Here is an 18,906-nt window from a genome sequence, read left to right on the forward strand (position 1 = left end):
ACAGCCGTGACCACCAGGATCCGGGTCGGTTGGCGGGCGAGCGTGGGGCTCACCGGCGACGTCCTCACCGCCCTCCCGGTCCCGCTCGCGTTCCCGCTGCTGATCGCCCTCTACTACGGCGAGTCCGTGCTCCCGTTCGCGGCGGCGATCGCGGTCTCACTCGCCCTGGGCGCGGCGTTCCGGTCGGTTCAGGACCCGGAGGAGGACCTCGGGCCTCGCGAGGCGTTCCTCGCGGTGGCGCTGATCTGGTTCCTCGTCGCCGCGGTCGGCGCGATCCCCTTCGTCGTCGCCGGCGTCGGCACGGTCGCGCACCCGATGAACGCGATGTTCGAGTCGATGAGCGGCCTGACGACGACGGGGGCGACGGTGCTCCGGGACTTCTCCGTCCACTCCCGTTCCGTCATGATGTGGCGGCAGGTGATCCAGTGGCTCGGCGGGCTCGGCATCCTCATCTTGGCGACCGCGGTACTCTCGGAGATCGGCGTCGGTGGGGCCCAGCTCATGGAATCCGAGTCCCAGACGAAGGACGTCAACAAGCTCACGCCGAAGATCTCACAGACCGCGCGGCTCATCTGGGGGATCTACTTCGGGCTCACGGGGCTCGCGGTCGTCGTCTACTTCCTGCTCGGACTCGCCGTCGACCCGCAGATGGACCTGTACAACGCGGTCGCGCACGCGTTCACCTCAGTCGCGACGGCCGGGTTCTCGCCGGAGCCGCACTCAGTCGGCGCGTTCCACCCGCTCATCCAGTGGGCGGTCGTCCCGTTCATGGTGATCGGCTCGACGAGCTTCGTCCTCATCTACTTCGCCATCAACGGGGAACCGATGCGGCTCCTGCGCAACGAGGAGTTCCACTTCTACCTCGGGGCGATGGGGACGCTGGCCTCGATCGTCGCCGTCGGCCTGTTCCTCGATCCCGCTACCACCTTCGGCGCCGAGGGGACGATCCGGCACGCCGTGTTCAACGTCGCGTCGATCGTGACGACGACGGGATACGCCAGCACCGACTACGTGCTGTGGGCGCCCGCGGCGAAGCACATGCTGTTCATGGGGATGTTCATCGGCGGGATGGTCGGGTCGACCACCTGCTCGATCAAGTCGCTGCGGTGGCTGGTCGCGCTGAAGACGTTCCGCCGGAACCTCTTTACCGCCGTCCACCCGGAGTCAGTTCGACCGGTCCGGATCTCGGGGAAGCCGGTCGACGAGAGGGCGATCCGCGACATCTACGCGTACCTCCTCCTGTCGATCATCATCTTCTTCCTGCTCGCCGTGGTCATCGTCGTCGACGCGGAGCGGGCGAACGTCCGGGTGACCGAGTTCGAGGCGCTCGGCGCCGCGGCGACGACGTTCCTCAACATCGGTCCCGCGTTCGGCGACGCGGGCCCCTACGGAACGTTCGCGTCGTTCCCGACGACGACGCGGGCCGTGATGATCGTCCTGATGTGGATCGGTCGGATCGAGATCATCCCCGTGCTCGTCCTGTTCACGAAGGCGTTCTGGACCTCATGAGGGGCGCGAATCCTGGGTCGAGGGACCGCTCGTCTCCGGGCGGTCCGGCCATCGACGGCTTCTTTGCGCGCGGGAAGGCTACGACTGGTATCGATATCATCAGGGGGCACCCGTGACGCGAACGACGGTCAACACGCGGGCGACGCTGAGCTACACCGGGAGCATCGTCAAATACCTCTCGGCGGCGATGAGCGTCCCGCTCGTCGTGGCGCTGATCTACGGGGAGGACGCGGTCGCGTTCGCAGTCTCGCTGACGCTCGGCGTCGCGCTCGGCGCGGGAATGGAGCGGCTCGACGACGAGCCGGACCTCGGACCGCGGGACGCGCTGGCGGTCGTCTCCCTCGCGTGGCTGATGGCCGCGATCGTCGGCGCGGTCCCGTACGTCATCGCCGGGTACGGGACCGCCTCGGCGCTCGGCCACCCGATGAACGCGCTGTTCGAGTCGATGAGCGGGTTCACCACGACCGGCGCGACGGTGACCGCTGAGATCAGTTTCGAGCGGCACTCGCACGCCGTGTTGATGTGGCGACAGCTCACGCAGTGGCTCGGTGGGATGGGGATCATCGTGCTGATGGTCGCGATCCTCCCGCAGCTGGCGGTCAACGGCGCGGAGCTGATGAAATCGGAGGCGCCGGGCCCGGGACTCCAGAAGCTCACGCCGCGGATCGCCGAGACGGCGCGGGCGCTCTGGCTGATCTACGCCGGCTTCACGGCCGCGCTGATCGCGATCCTGTTCGGACTCGGGCTCACGCCGCTCGCGCCGAACATGGACCTGTACAACGCGATCGCCCACGGCTTCTCGACGCTCCCGACCGGTGGCTTCTCGCCGCAGGCGGAGAGCATCGCGGCGTTCTCGCCCGTGGTCCAGTGGGTGTTCGTCCCCTTCATGGTGATCGCCGGGGTGAACTTCGCGCTGTTCTGGTTCGTGCTCCGCGACGACCCGACGCGGATGTTCGAGAACACCGAGTTCCGCATGTACCTCGGGCTGGTGACCGGGTTCGCGGCGGTGCTCGCGGTCGGCCTGTTTTACGGCGGGGCACCCGCGACCGAAATCGGCGGGATCACCGAGGGCGCCACGGAGAATGCCCTCAGACAGGGCGCCTTTCAGATCGCCTCGCTGCTGAACTCGACCGGGTTCGCGACCGCGGACTTCGCGCAGTGGGACACCCAGACGCAGTTCCTCCTGCTGTTCGCGATGTTCCTCGGCGGCTCGGCGGGTTCGACCGGCGGTGGGATCAAGATCATCCGGTGGCTCATCCTGTTGAAGACGCTCCGCCGGGAGCTGTACACGACGGCGAACCCCGACGTCGTCCGGCCGGTACGACTCGGCGGCGAGGTCGTCGACGAAGACGTGATCCGCGGGATTCTGGTGTTCACGCTGTTGTACTTCCTGCTGTTCGCGCTCGCGGCCGTGTTCATCGAGATCGACACGGCGCGGGTCGGAGAAGCGCTCACCGGGACGGAGGCGTTCGCGGCCTCGCTGGCGACGATCGGGAACATCGGACCGGGCCTCGGGCCGCTCGGTCCCTTCGGGAGCTACGAGTTCCTGCCGAACACGACGAAGCTGCTGATGATCGGGCTGATGTGGATCGGTCGGCTGGAGATCGTCCCCGTGCTCGCGCTGTTCGTCGCCGGCGTCGACGACCGGTGATCGCCCGTCGTCGAGAGCGGTAAGGACGCGATCTAATCGCTGGAAACAGTTCTTACGCTGACCTTACGCCGCGGCGTCGCAGAGCGTATCTTCTTAACTGGCGAGGCAATGAGTGTTGGTATGACGAGCACTGACCAACCGGTGGAACGGGACCTGCTCGACCACGTTCTCCTGCCGGTCGCCCACGAGGAGGACGCGCTGGCGACGGCGCGCGCGCTCGAGCTCTATCGACCGGAGCGCGTGACCGCCCTCCACGTCGTCGAGAAGGGCGGAGGCACCCCCGATAAGACGCCGGTCGAACAGTCCGAGGAGCTCGCGGCCGAGTCGTACGCCGCGGTCCGTTCGGTGTTCCCCGACGCCGAGGACCACACCGCGTACGCCCGCGACGTCGCCGACGCGATCTTCGACGCCGTCGACGAGGTCGGCGCGAGCGCCATCGCCTACCGCTCCCGGGACGGTAACCGGTTGATGCAGTTCCTCTCCGGGGACCTCTCGCTCAAGCTCGTGACGAAGTCGCACGTGCCGGTGATCGCGCTCCCGCGCGAGGGATCGGCCGAATGAGCGACGAGGAGCTCGCGAAAGACCTCGGTCCCCTCGCCGCGCTCACGATCGGGATCGGCACGATGATCGGCGCCGGGATCTTCGTCCTCCCCGGCACCGCGGTGGCCCGCGCGGGGCCGCTCGCGGCGGCCACGTTCGTTCTCGGGGGTGTCATCGCCCTGTTCACGGCGCTGTCGGCCTCCGAGCTCGGGACGGCCATGCCGAAGTCGGGCGGCGCGTACTTCTACGTCAACCGGGCGCTCGGGCCGATGTTCGGCTCCGTCGCCGGGTGGGCCAACTGGCTCGGGCTCGCGTTCGCCTCCGCGTTCTACATGTACGGCTTCGGCGAGTACGTCAACGCGCTCGTCGGGCTCGGCTCGGTCGGAGTCGGACCCGTGACGCTGGAGGCGGCACAGGTGATCGGCCTCGCCGGCGCCCTCCTCTTCATCGCGGTCAACTACTTCGGCGCGAAGGAGACGGGCGGGCTCCAGATCGTCATCGTCATGTCGCTTCTGGGGATCCTCGCCGTCTTCACCGTCGTCGGCCTGCTGAACGCCGACATGGAATCGCTGCGACCGATCGCGCCGCCGGGGACGACAAGCCAGGTGCTCCCCGTCACCGGGATCATCTTCGTCTCGTACCTCGGCTTCGTCCAGATCACCTCGGTCGCCGAGGAGATCAAGAACCCCGGGCGGAACCTCCCGCTCGCGGTCCTCGGGTCGGTCGTGATCGTCACGGTCGTGTACGCGCTGTTCCTCGTCGTGCTGCTCGCGGCGGTCCCGAACGAGCTCGTCGCCAACAACGAGACCGCGGTGGTCGACGCCGCCAGACTCCTCTTCGGCAACTACCAAGTGTTCGGCTACTCGCTGGGCGCCGTTGGCGCCGGCATGCTCCTGATCGGCGGCCTGCTCGCGACCGCCTCCTCCGCGAACGCGTCGATCCTCTCCTCTTCGCGGATCAACTTCGCGATGGGCCGCGAGAAGATCGTCACCCCGAAGCTCAACGAGATCCACGATCGCTTCGGCACGCCGTACAAGTCGATCGCGCTCACCGGCGCGCTCATCCTCGTCTTCCTCGTCGCCGGCGGCGTCGAGTCGCTGTCGACGATGGGGTCCGTCCTCCACCTCATCGTCTACGGCCTGCTCAACATCGCGCTCATCGTGATGCGCGAGTCGGGGGTCGAGGGGTACGACCCCGACTTCGAGGTCCCCTTCTATCCGTTCGTTCCGATCATCGGGACGGTGTCGTCGTTCGCGCTGATAATCTACATCGAGCCGACGATCATCCTGATCTCGTTCGGCCTCGTCGCGTTCGCCGTCCTCTGGTACCTACTGTACGCCCGCGGGAAGGTGGAGTCGCGGGGCGTGCTGGGCGCGTGGATCCTCGACCGCTCCGACGAGCTCCCGAAGGCCGCCGTGTCGGCGGCCACGTCGGTCCAGCCGAGCGGCGACGACTACCGCGTGATGGTGCCGCTCGCGAACCCCGCGACCGAGGAGCACCTGATCACGCTCGCGTCGGCCATCGCCAAGCAGCGTGACGGGACGGTCGTCGCGGTCAACATCGCGAACGTCCCCGACCAGACGTCGCTGGAGGCCGCGCGCGACCGCGGTGCCCACGAGGCGGCGCACGACCTGCTGGACAAGGCCCGCGAGGACGCCGAGACGTTCGGCGTCGACGTGGAGACCCACGTCGTGCTCTCGCACCGCGTGTTCGAGGAGGTGTTCGACGCGGCCCGGACCTACGGCGCCGACCTCACCGTGATGGGCTGGGGCGAGGACTCCCACGGGGCGCCGGGGCGCGCCGAGACGGCGGTCGACGAGCTCGCGCACTCGCTCCCCTCCGACTTCCTCGTGTTCCGCGACCGCGGGTTCGACCCCTCGCGGATCCTCGTGCCGACCGCCGGCGGGCCGGCGTCAGACCTCTCCGGCGCGGTCGCCAAGATGCTCCAGACGGAGTTCGACAGCGAGGTCACCCTGCTGCACGTCGCCGACGACGAGGAGACGGGCCGGCGGTTCCTCATGGGGTGGGCCGCCGAGCACGACCTCGCCGACGCGACGCTGCGGGTCGAGAGCGGCGACGTGGAGGCGTCGATCGACCGCGCCGCGCGGGACGCCACGCTGCTGATCATCGGTGCGACCCAGAAGGGACTGCTCTCGCGGCTGGTCCGCGGCTCGCTCGTGCTGCAGGTGCTCGACGACGTGGAGTGCTCCGTGCTGCTCGCCGAGAAGCGCGACGAGCGGGGGATCCGAGCGCGGCTGTTCGGAAGCGGCGCCCGAGCGAACGTCCCGGACGACGGCGCGGTCGACGCCGCTGAGACGGACGACGCGACCGCCCAGGCGCGTGGCGACGGCGGCGTCGGGCGGTCGGAAGCGGACGAACAGGCGGGGGAATAGGCGAGCGGAGAGATGAGCGAACCGGACGAACGAGCGAACGGGCGGCCACCGAGGAGATAGAGTCCGTGTTCGAGACGACGAACGGGTCCGCAGACGCCGGCCCGACGGTCATGATCGCGGTGTCGAACCCGCGCACGGAGAGCGCGCTCGTCGCGCTCGCCGGCGCGATCGCCGAGTACGAACGCGGGCGCGTGCTTGCGATACACGTCGTCACCGTCCCGGACCAGACGTCGCTGGAGAAGGCGGCCGAGAACAGGGAGCGGCTCGACGAGTCCTCCGAGGCGCTGCTCGACGCCGCCGCCGCCGACGCGGCCGCCTTCGACGCCCCGATCGAGACGAAGACGGTCCTCTCGCACCGCGGGATCGAGGAGGTGTTCGACGCCGCGCGGACGAACGACGCCGACGCCGTCTTGATGGGCTACGGCGGGACGCGGTTCGCGGGCGGGCGCGTCGAGGGGTCGCTGGACGAACTCACTCACGACCTCCCGTGCGACTTCCTCGTCTTGGACGGGCAGCGGCTGGACCCCTCGGACGTGCTCGTGCCGACCGCCGGCGGTCCCTCCTCGGACCTATCGGCCGAGGTCGCGACGGCGCTCCGGGACGTCGTCGGGTCGGACGTCTCGCTGCTGCACGTCGTCGAGCCGGGCGACGAGGAGTCGGGCCGTGAGTTCCTCACCGACTGGGCCGAGGGGCACGGTCTCGGCGACGCGACGCTGCGGGTCGAGACGGGTGACGTCGACGAGACGATCGCCCGCGTCGGCGAGGCGTACGACCTCGTGATCGTCGGCGCGACCGAGCGCGGGCTCCTCTCGCGTATCGTTCGCGGCTCGCTGGCGTACGAGGCCATCGAGCGCCTCGAAACGCCGGTGTTGCTCGCGGAGCGCCCCTCGTCGCGGTCGCTCCGCGAGCGGCTGTTCGGCGGTCGTTGACGCGGTCGCCCCACGGGGGTCGGTCGAGAGACGTCGGCGAGAGCGCTCCGGGTCTGCGGCGGCCTCCTTTTAAAATATAATGAATATTTATACGAGTTCGGCGGGTAGCGGGCGGCATGTACGACGACGAGGAGCTCTCCGAGATCCGCGAGGCCAAGGAGTCGTGGGAGGCGGAGACGCTGGATCCGGCCCTCGACCGGCACGGCGAGCGGCGCGACCGGTTCGCGACGGTGTCGAATCACGAGGTCGATCGGCTCTATACCCCCGCGGACGTGGCCGACCTCGACTACGCCGAGGACCTCGGGTTCCCCGGCGAGGAGCCGTACACCCGCGGCGTCTACCCGACGATGCACCGCGGCCGGACGTGGACGATGCGGCAGTTCGCGGGGTTCGGCACCGCCGAGGAGACGAACGAGCGGTTCCGCTACCTGATCGACGAGGGCCAGACCGGGCTCTCGACCGCCTTCGACATGCCGTCGCTGATGGGGCTCGACTCCGACGACCCGATGTCGCTCGGCGAAGTGGGGAAGGAGGGGGTCGCCGTCGACACGCTCAGGGACATGGAGGTCCTCTTCGACGGCATCGACGTCGGCGAGGTGTCCACCTCGTTCACGATCAACCCGAGCGCGCCGGTGATATACGCGATGTACGTCGCCATCGCGGACCAACAGGGAGTCCCGCGCGAGGAGCTCCGAGGGACCCTCCAGAACGACATGCTCAAGGAGTTCATCGCGCAGAAGGAGTGGGTGATCCCGCCGGAGCCCTCCCTCGATCTGGTGACGGACACGATCGAGTTCGCCGTCGACGAAACGCCGAAGTTCAAGCCGATCTCGGTGTCGGGCTACCACATCCGCGAGGCGGGCTCGACCGCGGTCCAGGAGCTCGCGTTCACCCTCGCCGACGGGTTCGCGTACGTCGAGGCCTGCCTCGACCGCGGGCTCGACGTCGACGCGTTCGCCCCGCAGCTCTCCTTCTTCTTCAACTCGCACAACTCGGTCTTCGAGGAGGTCGCGAAGTTCCGCGCCGCGCGCCGGATCTACGCGCGGGTCATGGACGAGTGGTACGGCGCCGAGGCCGACGCCTCGAAGCAGTTGAAGTTCCACACGCAGACGGCGGGCCAGTCGCTGACGGCCCAGCAGCCCCTGAACAACGTCGTCCGCGTCACGCTGCAGGCGCTGGCGGGCGTCTTGGGGGGGACCCAGAGCCTCCACACCAACTCCTTCGACGAGGCGCTCGCGCTCCCCTCCGAGCGGGCCGTGCGGGTCGCGCTCCGCACCCAGCAGATCATCGCGGAGGAGTCGGGCGCGGCCGACATCGTCGACCCCCTGGGCGGCTCCTTCGCCGTGGAGGCGCTCACGGACGAGGTGGAGGCGGAGGCGACCGCGTACGTCGAGGAGATCAAAGAGATGGGCGACGGGTCGGTCCGCGACGGCGTCCTCCGCGGGATCGAGCAGGGGTACTTCCACCGCGAGATCCAGCAGGCCTCCTACGAGTACCAGGAGCGGGTCGACGAGGGCGAGGAGACCGTCGTCGGCGTCAACGCCTATCAGGTCGAGGCGGACACGGAGCCCGACCTGCTCCGCGTCGACGAGACGACCCGGGAGCGCCAGCTCGACCGACTGGAGTCGGTGAAGGCGGAGCGCGACGACGACGCGGTCGACGCCGCCTTAGACGACCTCCGCGAGGCGATCGACGCCGGCGAGAACGTGATGCCGGCGATCGTCGCGGCGGTGAAGGCGTACGCGACGATGGGCGAGATCATGGCGGTGTTCGAGGCGGAGTACGGGACGTACCGCGAGCGCATCGGGGTGGCCTGAGCGGGGAAAAAGCGGGGACGGCGAAGCGGACTGACCGGCCGGGCGCGAGTCGGGTCGACCGGGCGTGTTACGCCGGGTCGACCGAGCGTGCGGACTCCGCGCACCACGCGTTGCCCCGGCGTCCCGCGCGCCGGAGGTCGAGCTCGACGACCGTCCCGGCGTCGAGCGACGACAGCTCGGCCTCCACGTCCGGGTCGTCGTACTCGACGACGTACAGCGTCCCGTTGCGGGGGTATTCACGGAGCGTGATCGCTCCGTGGTCGTTGCACGCGTCCACGATCGTGTACTTGCCAGTGCGATCCATCCCGTGTCGAGCTACGCAGTGACCCATGTTAACGTTTGTGCGTCCGGGTGTCGAGGCCACACGGCGGCCGCGAACGGTCCACTTTAATCGACGCGCCGCCTCGCTCGGGTATGACGGAGACGGAGGTCCCGGAGGACCACCCGCGGTACGCCTCGCTCGTGACGCGCCACCGGATCGAGGCGGGCGTCGAGAAGGGGATCACCTCGAAGCAGGGGCTCATCGCACAGGGGCGCGGCGAGGCCTTCGACTACCTCCTCGGCGAGCGGACGCTCCCGAGCGCGGACCGCGCCGCTCGCGCCGCCGCGGCGACCCTGCTGGCGGCCGACCGCCCGGTGATATCGGTGAACGGCAACGTCGCGGCCCTCGCCCCCGCGGAGACGGTCGAACTCGCCGAGGCGGTCGACGCCGACCTGGAGGTGAACCTCTTCAACCACACCGACGAGCGCGTCCGGCGCATCGCCGACCACCTCCGCGAGCACGGCGCCGACGAGGTGAAGGGGCTGACCGGGGACGGCGAGATCCCCGGGCTGTCGCACGCACGCGGCGTCGTCGACGCCGACGGGATCGGGGCGGCGGACGTCGTCGTCGTCCCGCTGGAGGACGGCGACCGCGCCGCGGCGCTCGACGCGATGGGGAAGACGGAGATCGTGATCGACCTCAACCCCGGGAGCCGATCGCCGCGGACCGCCGACGTCCCGATAATCGACAACCTGATCCGCGCCGTGCCGAACGTCACGGCTCACGCCCGCGACCTCGCGGACGCCTCCCCGGCCGAGCTCCGGGAGATCGCCGACGCGTTCGACGCCGACGAGGCGCTCGCGGCGGCGGAGGCCGCGATTCGAGAGGGGTCGTTCGAGACGCCGGACGAGGGATAAGCGGACGAGTCGCCGCTGCGCGCGGCGGTAGCAGGCGAGTCGCCGTCGGACGAGTCGTCTCGGAGGGACGACGACCACGGTTCGCCGCGAGAAACATTAGAATTACAACGGATAGCGGCGCCGAAACGCCGGAACTGCAAAGTCCGCTCCCGACGTACCCTCCCCCATGGAACTCGACGAGACGGACCGAGCCATCCTCAGGATCCTCCAGGAGGACGCCCGGACGCCGTTCTCGGAGGTCGCGCGGCAGATCGACATGTCGAGCGCGACCGTCCACGATCGGGTGGGGCGGATGGAGGAGGCCGGCGTCATCGAGGGGTACCACGCGGAGGTCGACCCCAAGGCGGTCGGCTACGGCGTCAGCGCGTTCGTCGGACTCCGCGTCGAGCAGGGGCGCGAGGCGGACGCGCTCGACCGACTCCACGACATCGACGGCGTCAGCGAGATCCACCTGACGACCGGCGAGTGGGACGTGATACTGCGCGTCGTCGCCGCGGACACCGACAGCCTCCGCGAGCTGATGTTCGAGGAGATCGCGGAGATGGACGGCTTCTCGCGCTCGCAGACGATGATAATCCTCGGCACCGACTTCGAGTCCGCCGGGCCGCCGATCTGAACGGGGTCCCGCGTCGCGGACGACGACGGGGCGAGTCGGGACCGGAACGCTCAACTCGGGAACACCCCGAACGGGAACCATGAGCACACGGGTCGCCGGACGGATCGAGGGGTCGCCGGAGCGGGCGTGGGCGGCGGTCGTCGGCGGGGTCGCGCTCCTGCTCGCCGTCGGATCGGTCGTCTTCCCGCGAGCCGTCTACGACCGGTTCGTCTGGCGGTACTTCTGGGGGCCGGTCGTCGCCGACGGACAGGGCGCGCAGTGCGCCGTCCGGGACGCCGGCGGCACGGAGCTGCTCGGGAGCTCGTCGGCGTGTCAGGCCGCCGTCGGCGCGGGCGAGGTCGTCGCGTTCCCGGGGTACACCACCGTCTCGACCGTGAGCTACGTCGTCGTCCTGCTGGGGATGCTGATCGGCGTCGTCTTCCTGCTCCGCCGGCTGGAGATCGGCGACGAGCTGCGGTTCTTCTACGCGCTGTTCCCGTTCATGCTGCTCGGCGGCGCGCTCCGCACCGTCGAGGACTCGGGCGTCGCCGCCGTCCGCGCCGGCACAGAGCCGCTGATCCCCTTCCCGGCGAGCGCGCTGCTCATCAGCCCGTTCATCTACTTCACCGCGTTCGGCGTCACCCTCGCTTGCGTGATCGCGGCGTACTCGCTGGCGGACCGCGGGGTCGCGGACGACTACGCCCGGCCGCTGTTCGCGATGGGGACGCTCGCGCTCGCGGCCTCGCTCGCGTACCTCTCCTACCTCGCCGCCGCGACCGACTACGTCGAGTTCTACCCGCAGGTGCTCGCGCTCACGCTGGTCATCGCGACCGTCGCGACCGCGGTCACCTGGAAGCTCGCGACCGCGTACGAGCCGACGATCCGACAGGGGACGGGGGTCGCGGGGATCGTCATCATCTGGGGCCACGCGATCGACGGCGTCGCCAACGTGATCGGGCTCAATTGGATGCCGGCGCTGACGGGGACGGCGAACCTCGTGCCCAAGCACGTCGTCAACGCGCTGATCGTCGACTGGACCGCGCGGCTCCTCCCCGACTCGATCCTCGCCGTCACCGGCGACGCGTGGCCGTTCCTCCTCGTCAAGCTCGCGGCCGCGACGTTCGTCGTCTGGGTGTTCAACGGCGAGATGTTCGAGGAATCGCCGCGTTACACGCTGATGCTGCTCATCACCGTGCTGGCCGTCGGGCTCGGACCCGGGACGCGGGACATGCTGCGCGCGACGTTCGGTATTTAACTGGCGGCGGCGGACCCGCGGGATCTCTCCGATCCCGCGTCGTCGACGCCGACCTGTCGGAGGTACGCCACTCCCGAAAAGGGTTAAGTCGCGTTCGGACGACGGGATCAGTAATGTACGATCCCGAGGAACTGGCCGAGATCAGGGAGGCCAAGGAGTCGTGGGAGGAGGGGACTTACGGCGAGACGGTCGACCGGTTCGGCGAGCGCAAGGAGACGTTCACCACGGACACGGGCGGCCAAGAGGTCGATCCGCTGTACACTCCCGCCGACGTACCGGACCACGACTACCGCGAGGACGTGGGGAACCCGGGCGAGGAGCCGTACACGCGCGGCGTCTACTCGACGATGCACCGCGGGCGCCTCTGGACGATGCGCCAGTACGCGGGGATGGGCACCGCCGCGGAGACGAACGAGCGGTTCAACTACCTCATCGACGAGGGCTCCTCCGGGCTCTCGATGGCGTTCGACCTCCCGACGCAGATGGGGTACGACTCCGACGCCGCGATGGCCGAGGGCGAGGTCGGGCGCTCGGGCGTCGCCATCGACACCCTCGACGACTTCGAGACCGTCTTCGACGGGATCCCGTTAGACGAGGTGTCGACGTCGATGACGATCAACGCCCCCGCGGCCGTCCTCCTCGCGATGTACGTCGCGATGGGCGACGAGCAGGGCGTCCCGCGCGAGGAGCTCCGCGGCACGATCCAGAACGACATCATGAAGGAGTACATCGCGCGGAACCTCTACATCTACCCGCCGAAGCAGTCGATGCGGCTGATCACGGACGTCTTCGAGTTCTGCGCCGCCGAGGTCCCCAGCTTCAACACGATCTCCATCTCGGGATACCACATTCGGGAAGCGGGGTCGACCGCGGCCCAGGAGGTCGCGTTCACCCTCGGCGACGGGATCGAGTACGTGCAGGCCGCGATCGACGCCGGGCTCGACGTCGACGAGTTCGCGCCGCAGCTCTCCTTCTTCTTCAACGCCCACAACAACGTGTTCGAGGAGGCCGCGAAGTTCCGCGCCGCCCGGCGGATGTGGGCGCAGATCATGGAGGAGCGGTTCGGCGCCGAGAACCCCAAGTCGAAACAGCTCAAGTTCCACACCCAGACCGGCGGCTCCACCCTCACCGCCCAGCAGATCGAGAACAACGTCGTCCGCGTCGCGTACCAGGCGCTCGCGGCCGTGCTGGGGGGCACCCAGAGCCTCCACACCAACGGGAAAGACGAGGCGCTCGCGCTCCCCACCGAGAAGTCGGTCCGGACCGCGCTTCGGACCCAGCAGATCCTCGCGCACGAGTCGGGCGCGGCCGACACGATCGACCCGCTCGCCGGGTCCTACTACGTGGAGAGCCTCACCGACGGGATCGAGGAGGAGGCGTTCGAGATACTGGAGGAGGTCGACCGCCGCGGCGGCATGCTGGAGGCGGTCGAGAGCCAGTGGGTCCAGCGGCAGATCCAGGACGTCGCCTTCGAGCGCCAGCGGGAGGTCGAGGATGGCGAGCGGATCATCGTCGGCGTCAACGAGTACGAGGTCGACGAGGAGCCGGAGATGGACCTCGAGGAGGTCGACCCCGAGCAGGAGCAGAACCAGCGCGATCGCCTGCAAGCGGTGAAGGCCGACCGCGACGGCGACGCGGTCGAGGACGCGCTCGCGGCGCTTCGCGAGGCCGCACAGGGGTCCGAGAACGTGATGCCCCACGTCGTCGACGCCGTGAAGGCGTACGCGACGGTCCAGGAGATATCGGACGTGTTCCGCGACGAGTTCGGCGAGTACAAGCCGGGGCGGTAGGGGGCGGGACTACCGCAGCCGCACGGGGAGAGCGCGGGACTACCGCAACCGCACGGCGGTCCCGTACGCGAGGATCTCCGCGCCGCTGTCGGCGATCGACGAGGTCGTGTATCGGACGTTGATCACGCCGTCGGCACCGAGCGCCTCCGCCTCCTCGATCATGCGGTCTTGCGCCTGGTCGCGGGCGTCGGTCATCAGCTCGGTGTACCCCTTCAGCTCGCCGCCCGCGAGGTTGCGGAGGCCCTGCGTGATGTCGCGGCCGACGTTGCGGGCGCGGACCGTGTTCCCGCGGACGAGCCCGAGCGTCTCGGTCACTTCCTTGCCGGCGATCGATTCGGTGTTGGAGAGCTCCATACGAGGTCGATTCGTCGACCACCGAGATAATATCGGCGCCGGTCGCCGCGACCGCGCCCGCTACCTCGCCGCCGCCTGCTCAGTCCGCCCCGCGGACCACGTGCTCGTACTTCAGCGCGGCGACGAAGATCGCGCCGCCGACGGCGTTGCCCACGGTCGCGAGCGCGAGGAAGGCGAGGTAGTCGGTGATCGAGATCGCGGGCGAGACGAACAGCCCGAACAGGACCTCGACGTTGCCCGCGATCGAGTGCGGCAGGTGGAGCATCCCGATGGTCCCGGTCACGATCAGCACCATGAGCAGGCGTCCGGTCGTCTCCTGGGCCGCCGTGATGAGCCACGCCAGCAGCCCCATCAGCCACCCGGCGAACACCCCGCCGACGAACAGCCACTGGAGGTCGTGACTGACGAGCTTGAGCGCGACGGTCTCGAACGCGGCCGCCTCGACGACGCCGAGTCCGGGGGTCAAGAGGACGGCGAGCAGGGTGAAACAGAGCCCGCCGAGGAGGTTCCCGGCGTACACCAGTCCCCAGAGGCGACCGAGCTGGCCGAGCGAGGCCTGTCGGTCCAGCACGGGGATCACGGCGAGCATCGTGTGCTCGGTGAACAGCTCCGAGCGGCCGAGAATGACGAAGATGAAGCCGACCGAGTAGACGCTCGCGAGCAGCAGCTCGGTCCGGAGGTCCCCGTAGCCGCCCGGCGAGAGCGTCAACACCACGGCCATCAGCAAGGGGCCGAAGCCGATGTCGAGCCCCGCGGAGAGCCCGGAGAGGAACAGCCCGGACCGCTCGCGGTTCATCTCGTGGAGCGCGCTGTCGAGGATGGAGTCGAGGATCGACCGCGACGTCTTCTGATCCTGCGGCGACTCCGTCTCCTGTGCCGAGTCGGCGTCCAGCCGCTGCGCCGTCGCCGCGTCGTTCTGATCGCTCACGGGAGTTCTTGGCCTCGCCTTGTGGCTCGGGGTACCCAACCTTTTCCATCGGCGAACCCGCTCCCGATCCGACGCGTCGAACTCGCGACGGTGGTGCCTTCCCGCGCCGCAGCACCTCTCTGCACCGCCGCTCCTCTCCGCACCGCCGCGCCGTGCGGATCGGTTTATAATCCCCGCGCCGCGACACTCCCGCATGCGCTTCGACCACGTCGGCGTCGCCGCCCGCGACGCCGCCGACCTCGCCGACCTGTTCGACGGCCTCCTCGACGCGCCGGTCGCGCACGAGGAGACGTTCGACGGCATGCGCGTCGTCTTCCTCGCGCTCGACGACGGCGGCTACTTCGAGCTGTTAGAGCCCGCTGACGGCGGCGCGATCGCCGACTACCTCGACCGGGAGGGACCGGGGATCCACCACGTCGCGCTCGCGACCGACGACGCCGAGGAAGCGCTCGGTCGCGCCCGCGACCTCGGCGTCGACCTCGTCGACGAGGAGCCGCGCCCCGGCGCGTGGGGCCACGAGGTCGCGTTCCTCCACCCGCGGTCGACGGGCGGGGTGCTCGTGGAGTTCGTCGAGCACTGAGCCCGGAGGGCCCGCGGGGGCGAAATCGGTCCCGGTTCAGTCGCCGCCCTCGATCGCCGGGTCGTGCGTCTCGTACCAGTCGAGGATCTTCTCTAACCGGTGGATCGCCCGGTCCGGGTCGCCGATGTTGTGGTGCTCGTCCGGGTAGACGACGAGCTCCGCGTCGATCCCCTGCTTCCGGGCCGCGACGTACAGCTGCTCGGACTGGGAGGGCGGACACCGCCAGTCCTCGCCGCCGGCCATCACGAGCAGGGGCGTCTCGATGTTCCCGGCGTCGAGGATCGCGGTCGCCGCGTCGTACGCCTCCGGGTCCTCCCACGGGAGGCCGTACTCCGCCTCGAACCACGTGTGCGTGTCGTCGGTGCCGAACGCCGAACGGAGGTCGTAGATGCCGTGTTCCGGCGCCGCCGCCGCGAACAGCTCCGGCTTCCGCGTGACGAGGAACCCCTGCGCGATCCCCCCGTACGAGAAGCCGTGACCGAACACGCGGTCGGGGTCGACCCAGCCGCGCTCGGCGAGCGACGCGACGCCCGCCGCGATGTCGTCGACCTCGGCGGTCCCCCACGCGCCCGTCAGTTCGGCGGTGAACGCCCGGCCGCGGGAGGTGCCGCCGCGGTAGTTCGGCCGGAAAACGAGGTATCCGCGACTCGTCAGCGCGGCGTGCGCGAAGCTGAACACGGGCTCGTCGTACGACATCGGGCCGCCGTGGATCGCGACCACGAGCGGGTGGTCCCCCTCGGCCGGGTCGGTGTCGGAGCCGTGGTAGACGACGCCGTCGAGCGTCCAGCCGTCGCACTCCCACTCGATGCGCGTCGCCTCGGGCATCGCGAACTCGTCGATGAGGGAGTCGTTGACCGCGGTGAGCCGTCGGAACGAGCCCGGTTCCGTCTCCGAATCGAGGTCGTCGACGTCGACCGAGTAGAGGTCGGTCCCCGCGGTCGGGCCCGAGAGGACCGCCACCGCCGTCGACCCGTCGGCCGAGACGTCGAAGCCGGCGAGGGCGCGGTCGCGTCCCTGCGCCGCGAAGACCCGTTCGACGGAGCCGTCGGTCTCCACGCGGGCCAGCCGCGTGTGGCTCTCGTCGGCGATCGGGACGTAGATCGCGCTGTCGACCCAGACCGGCTCTCCGCCGCGGGCGACCGTCCGATCGAGGTCGGCGGTGAGGGAGGTGACGATCTCAGAACCTCCCTCGCCGTCGACGAGATACACCTCGGCCGGCGCGGGCGGGTCGGCGGGGTCGCCCGCGACGGTCGCCAGCTCGTCGCTTCCCGGGCGCCACGTCGGGGTCCCGTGGCTCAGGTCGCCGCCGGTGAGCCGCTCGGCGTCGCCGCCCTCGGGCGACACCGCGTACGCGTCGCGGACGGTTGTGTCGTCCGGGCGGTCCAGCCGACAAGAGGTGAACGCGATCCGACCCGTCTCGCCCCAGTGCGGGTCCATTCCAGTCACGTCTTGGAAGGCGCCCCCGCCGTACGCGTCGTCGAGGCGGCGGGGATCGCTCTCGGGGTCGTCGAGGTCGACGACGAACAGGTACGGCGTCACGTCGTCGGTCCAGCCGACGCCGTTCACCTTGTGCTGGAGCCGGGTCGTCTCGATCGGTCCCCCCTCCTCGCGGACCTGATCGAGGTAGTCGGCCTCCTCGTCGGTCGGGTCGCGCGACTCGATCACCAGCCGGTCGCCCGCGGGCGACCAGTCGAAGTCGGCGACGCCCTCGTCGCGCTCGGTGACCTGCCGGGCGTCGCCGCCGAGAGCGAGGTCGAACAGCCACACCTGCGGCTTGGGCTCGTCGTCGCCGGCGGACGCATCTCCGTCCTCGCCGTCCCCGTCGGTCTCGTCATCCGCTTCTCCGTCCGGTTCTTCCTCAGCAGCCTCCTCCTCCCGGTCCCGCCATCCGACCCGCCGCTCGGCGTCGCGGTCGCGGGCGGCCACGAACGCGAGGCGGTCGCCCTCGGGGCCCCACGCCGGCGCGGAGGCGCCGGACGCGCTCGTCAGGCGGTGCGGCTCGCGGGAGCCGTCGGTCGGGACGACGAACAGCGAAGTCATGGCCTCGTCCTCGCGCTGGTCGTACTCGGTGGCGGTGAAGGCGACGCGGTCGCCGGAGGGAGAGGCGGTGACCTCGCCGATCTGCGTCAGGTCGTAGTAGGCGTCGAGCGGGAGTGCAGACATGGACGCACCGAACGGCGGCCGGAGGAAATACGTTCGGGCCGCGGAAGTCGGACGGACCGCGACGGTCGTCGGAGCCGCTCGCCCGCCGTTTTTAAGCGGTGGCGCTCTCATCATCGCCCGTGTTCCGCGACCTCTCCCGCCCGATCGAGACGGGGATGCCGGTCTACCCCGGCGACCCCGCGGTGACGCTCGCGCCCGACGCGACCCACGAGGCCGACGGCTACGCGACGAGCGAGCTCCGGACCGGCACCCACGTCGGGACCCACGTCGACGCGCCGCGCCACACGCTCTCGGCGGGGGCGACGGTCGACGAGGTCGACCCCGGCCGGTTCGCGTTCGACGCCCGCCTCGTCGACCTCCGACCGCTGGAGCCGCGGGAGGCGATCACGGCGGAGGCGCTGTCGGAGGCGCTCGGAGGCGAAACCGACGCGGTCGAGGAGGAGATCGACGCGGTCGACGCCGAGGTCGATCTCCTCGTCTGCCGCACCGGCTGGGCCGCACACTGGGGGACCGAACGGTACCGCGACCACCCGTACCTGACCGAGGCGGCCGCGGCGCGGTGCAGCGACCGGGGCGTCGGCGTCGGACTCGACGCGTTCGGGCCGGACCCGACGCCGACCGCGGCGGAGACCGACGTCGCGGCCGCGAGCGACGAACCCGACGGCACCCCCGCGCACGATGTCCTGTTAAAAGACGACCTCCCGATCGTCGAGAACCTGTGCGGGCTCGACGGGCTACCGGCGCGGTTCCGGCTGTACGCGTTTCCGCTCCGCCTGCGGGACGGAGACGGATCACCGGTTCGGGCCGTCGCGGAGTGGGAGGCGTGACCGATCGGCGGCCGCGGAGTGGGAGAGGTGACGAGCCGGCGATCGCCGGCCGGGGGACAGACCAAACCCGTTTTAAGCGTCGGCGACGAACCGCGACTCAAGGTCGATATCCATGGAGATGCCACGTCGTTTCAACACGTACTGTCCGCACTGTGACTCCCACCAGGAGCACGAGGTGGAGAAGGTTCGATCGGGTCGGGCGACCGGAATGAAGCGGGACGCGCGCCAGCGACGCCGCGCGCTCGCGACGATCGGCAACGCCGGCGGGTACTCGAAGGTGCCCGGTGGCGACAAGCCGACCAAGAAGACCCACCTGAAGTACCGCTGCGGCGACTGCGGCAAGGCCCACATGCGCGAGGGATGGCGCGCCGGCCGGCTCACGTTCCAGGAGTAAGC

16 protein-coding genes and 1 pseudogene are annotated in these 18,906 nt (G+C 69.8%); 13 read left to right on the forward strand and 4 right to left on the reverse strand.

Translation table 11 applies throughout. From position 1 onward, the window contains the following. Window positions 1-6 precede the first annotated feature (6 nt). From FGM06_RS09530 to FGM06_RS09555, 6 genes and pseudogenes are all read left to right on the forward strand, one after another. Window positions 7-1,509: a TrkH family potassium uptake protein gene (locus FGM06_RS09530; protein WP_144799027.1), complete on the forward strand. Its 1,503-nt coding sequence runs from the start codon at window positions 7-9 to the stop codon at window positions 1,507-1,509. Window positions 1,510-1,621: 112 nt separating this feature from the next. After that, a complete protein-coding gene (locus FGM06_RS09535; RefSeq protein ID WP_144799028.1) occupies window positions 1,622-3,160 on the forward strand; it encodes a TrkH family potassium uptake protein in 1,539 nt (512 codons plus the stop codon). A 120-nt stretch (window positions 3,161-3,280) separates the two neighbouring features. Continuing rightward, window positions 3,281-3,721, forward strand: a complete 441-nt coding sequence (locus tag FGM06_RS09540; protein WP_144799029.1) for a universal stress protein — start codon at window positions 3,281-3,283, stop codon at window positions 3,719-3,721. Further along, window positions 3,718-6,093, forward strand: a complete 2,376-nt coding sequence (locus tag FGM06_RS09545; RefSeq protein ID WP_144799030.1) for an amino acid permease — start codon at window positions 3,718-3,720, stop codon at window positions 6,091-6,093. Before FGM06_RS09540 ends, FGM06_RS09545 begins: the two co-directional genes overlap by 4 nt. Window positions 6,094-6,185: 92 nt before the next feature. Continuing rightward, window positions 6,186-7,022, forward strand: a pseudogene (locus tag FGM06_RS09550) (universal stress protein); the annotation flags it as partial. 116 nt (window positions 7,023-7,138) lie between these two features. Continuing rightward, window positions 7,139-8,839 carry an acyl-CoA mutase large subunit family protein gene (locus FGM06_RS09555; RefSeq protein ID WP_144799031.1) on the forward strand — a complete coding sequence of 567 codons (1,701 nt, stop codon included), beginning with the start codon at window positions 7,139-7,141 and terminating at the stop codon, window positions 8,837-8,839. Window positions 8,840-8,906: 67 nt separating this feature from the next. Here FGM06_RS09555 and FGM06_RS09560 read toward each other — a convergent pair whose 3' ends face one another. Then, window positions 8,907-9,143 (reverse strand): hypothetical protein, encoded by a 237-nt coding sequence (locus FGM06_RS09560; protein WP_144799032.1) that lies wholly within the window; start codon window positions 9,141-9,143, stop codon window positions 8,907-8,909. Window positions 9,144-9,253: 110 nt separating this feature from the next. On the opposite strand from FGM06_RS09560, the gene FGM06_RS09565 reads away from it, so the two are divergent. From FGM06_RS09565 to FGM06_RS09580, 4 genes are all read left to right on the forward strand, one after another. Beyond that, entirely contained in the window at window positions 9,254-10,018 is a 765-nt protein-coding gene (locus FGM06_RS09565; protein WP_144799033.1) for a 4-phosphopantoate--beta-alanine ligase, read from the forward strand. 166 nt (window positions 10,019-10,184) lie between these two features. After that, on the forward strand, window positions 10,185-10,634 hold the full coding sequence (locus FGM06_RS09570; protein ID WP_144799034.1) for an Lrp/AsnC family transcriptional regulator: 450 nt from the start codon (window positions 10,185-10,187) through the stop codon (window positions 10,632-10,634). A 79-nt stretch (window positions 10,635-10,713) separates the two neighbouring features. Continuing rightward, window positions 10,714-11,868 carry a DUF63 family protein gene (locus tag FGM06_RS09575; RefSeq protein WP_144799035.1) on the forward strand — a complete coding sequence of 385 codons (1,155 nt, stop codon included), beginning with the start codon at window positions 10,714-10,716 and terminating at the stop codon, window positions 11,866-11,868. A gap of 113 nt (window positions 11,869-11,981) precedes the next feature. Continuing rightward, on the forward strand, window positions 11,982-13,658 hold the full coding sequence (locus FGM06_RS09580; RefSeq protein ID WP_144799036.1) for an acyl-CoA mutase large subunit family protein: 1,677 nt from the start codon (window positions 11,982-11,984) through the stop codon (window positions 13,656-13,658). A 39-nt stretch (window positions 13,659-13,697) separates the two neighbouring features. Here FGM06_RS09580 and FGM06_RS09585 read toward each other — a convergent pair whose 3' ends face one another. Beyond that, complete coding sequence (locus FGM06_RS09585) at window positions 13,698-14,012, reverse strand: YbjQ family protein (RefSeq protein ID WP_094523019.1); 315 nt, start codon at window positions 14,010-14,012, stop codon at window positions 13,698-13,700. 79 nt (window positions 14,013-14,091) lie between these two features. Next, window positions 14,092-14,844, reverse strand: a complete 753-nt coding sequence (locus tag FGM06_RS09590) for a formate/nitrite transporter family protein (RefSeq protein WP_394348620.1) — start codon at window positions 14,842-14,844, stop codon at window positions 14,092-14,094. 289 nt (window positions 14,845-15,133) lie between these two features. Between FGM06_RS09590 and mce the strand changes: the two genes are divergently transcribed. Next, window positions 15,134-15,520: a methylmalonyl-CoA epimerase gene (gene mce, locus FGM06_RS09595; protein WP_144799037.1), complete on the forward strand. Its 387-nt coding sequence runs from the start codon at window positions 15,134-15,136 to the stop codon at window positions 15,518-15,520. Between the two features lie 36 nt (window positions 15,521-15,556). Here mce and FGM06_RS09600 read toward each other — a convergent pair whose 3' ends face one another. Then, complete coding sequence (locus FGM06_RS09600; protein WP_144799038.1) at window positions 15,557-17,683, reverse strand: S9 family peptidase; 2,127 nt, start codon at window positions 17,681-17,683, stop codon at window positions 15,557-15,559. Between the two features lie 119 nt (window positions 17,684-17,802). Here FGM06_RS09600 and FGM06_RS09605 point away from each other — a divergent pair, with 119 nt between their 5' ends. Both FGM06_RS09605 and FGM06_RS09610 read left to right on the forward strand, forming a co-directional pair. Beyond that, window positions 17,803-18,510, forward strand: a complete 708-nt coding sequence (locus FGM06_RS09605; protein WP_144799039.1) for a cyclase family protein — start codon at window positions 17,803-17,805, stop codon at window positions 18,508-18,510. Between the two features lie 112 nt (window positions 18,511-18,622). Then, a complete protein-coding gene (locus tag FGM06_RS09610; protein WP_053771189.1) occupies window positions 18,623-18,904 on the forward strand; it encodes a 50S ribosomal protein L44e in 282 nt (93 codons plus the stop codon). The last annotated feature ends 2 nt before the right edge of the window (window positions 18,905-18,906 follow it).

The sequence above is a fragment of the Halorubrum depositum genome (assembly GCF_007671725.1).
In the GTDB taxonomy this organism is placed as follows: Archaea; Halobacteriota; Halobacteria; order Halobacteriales; family Haloferacaceae; genus Halorubrum; species Halorubrum depositum.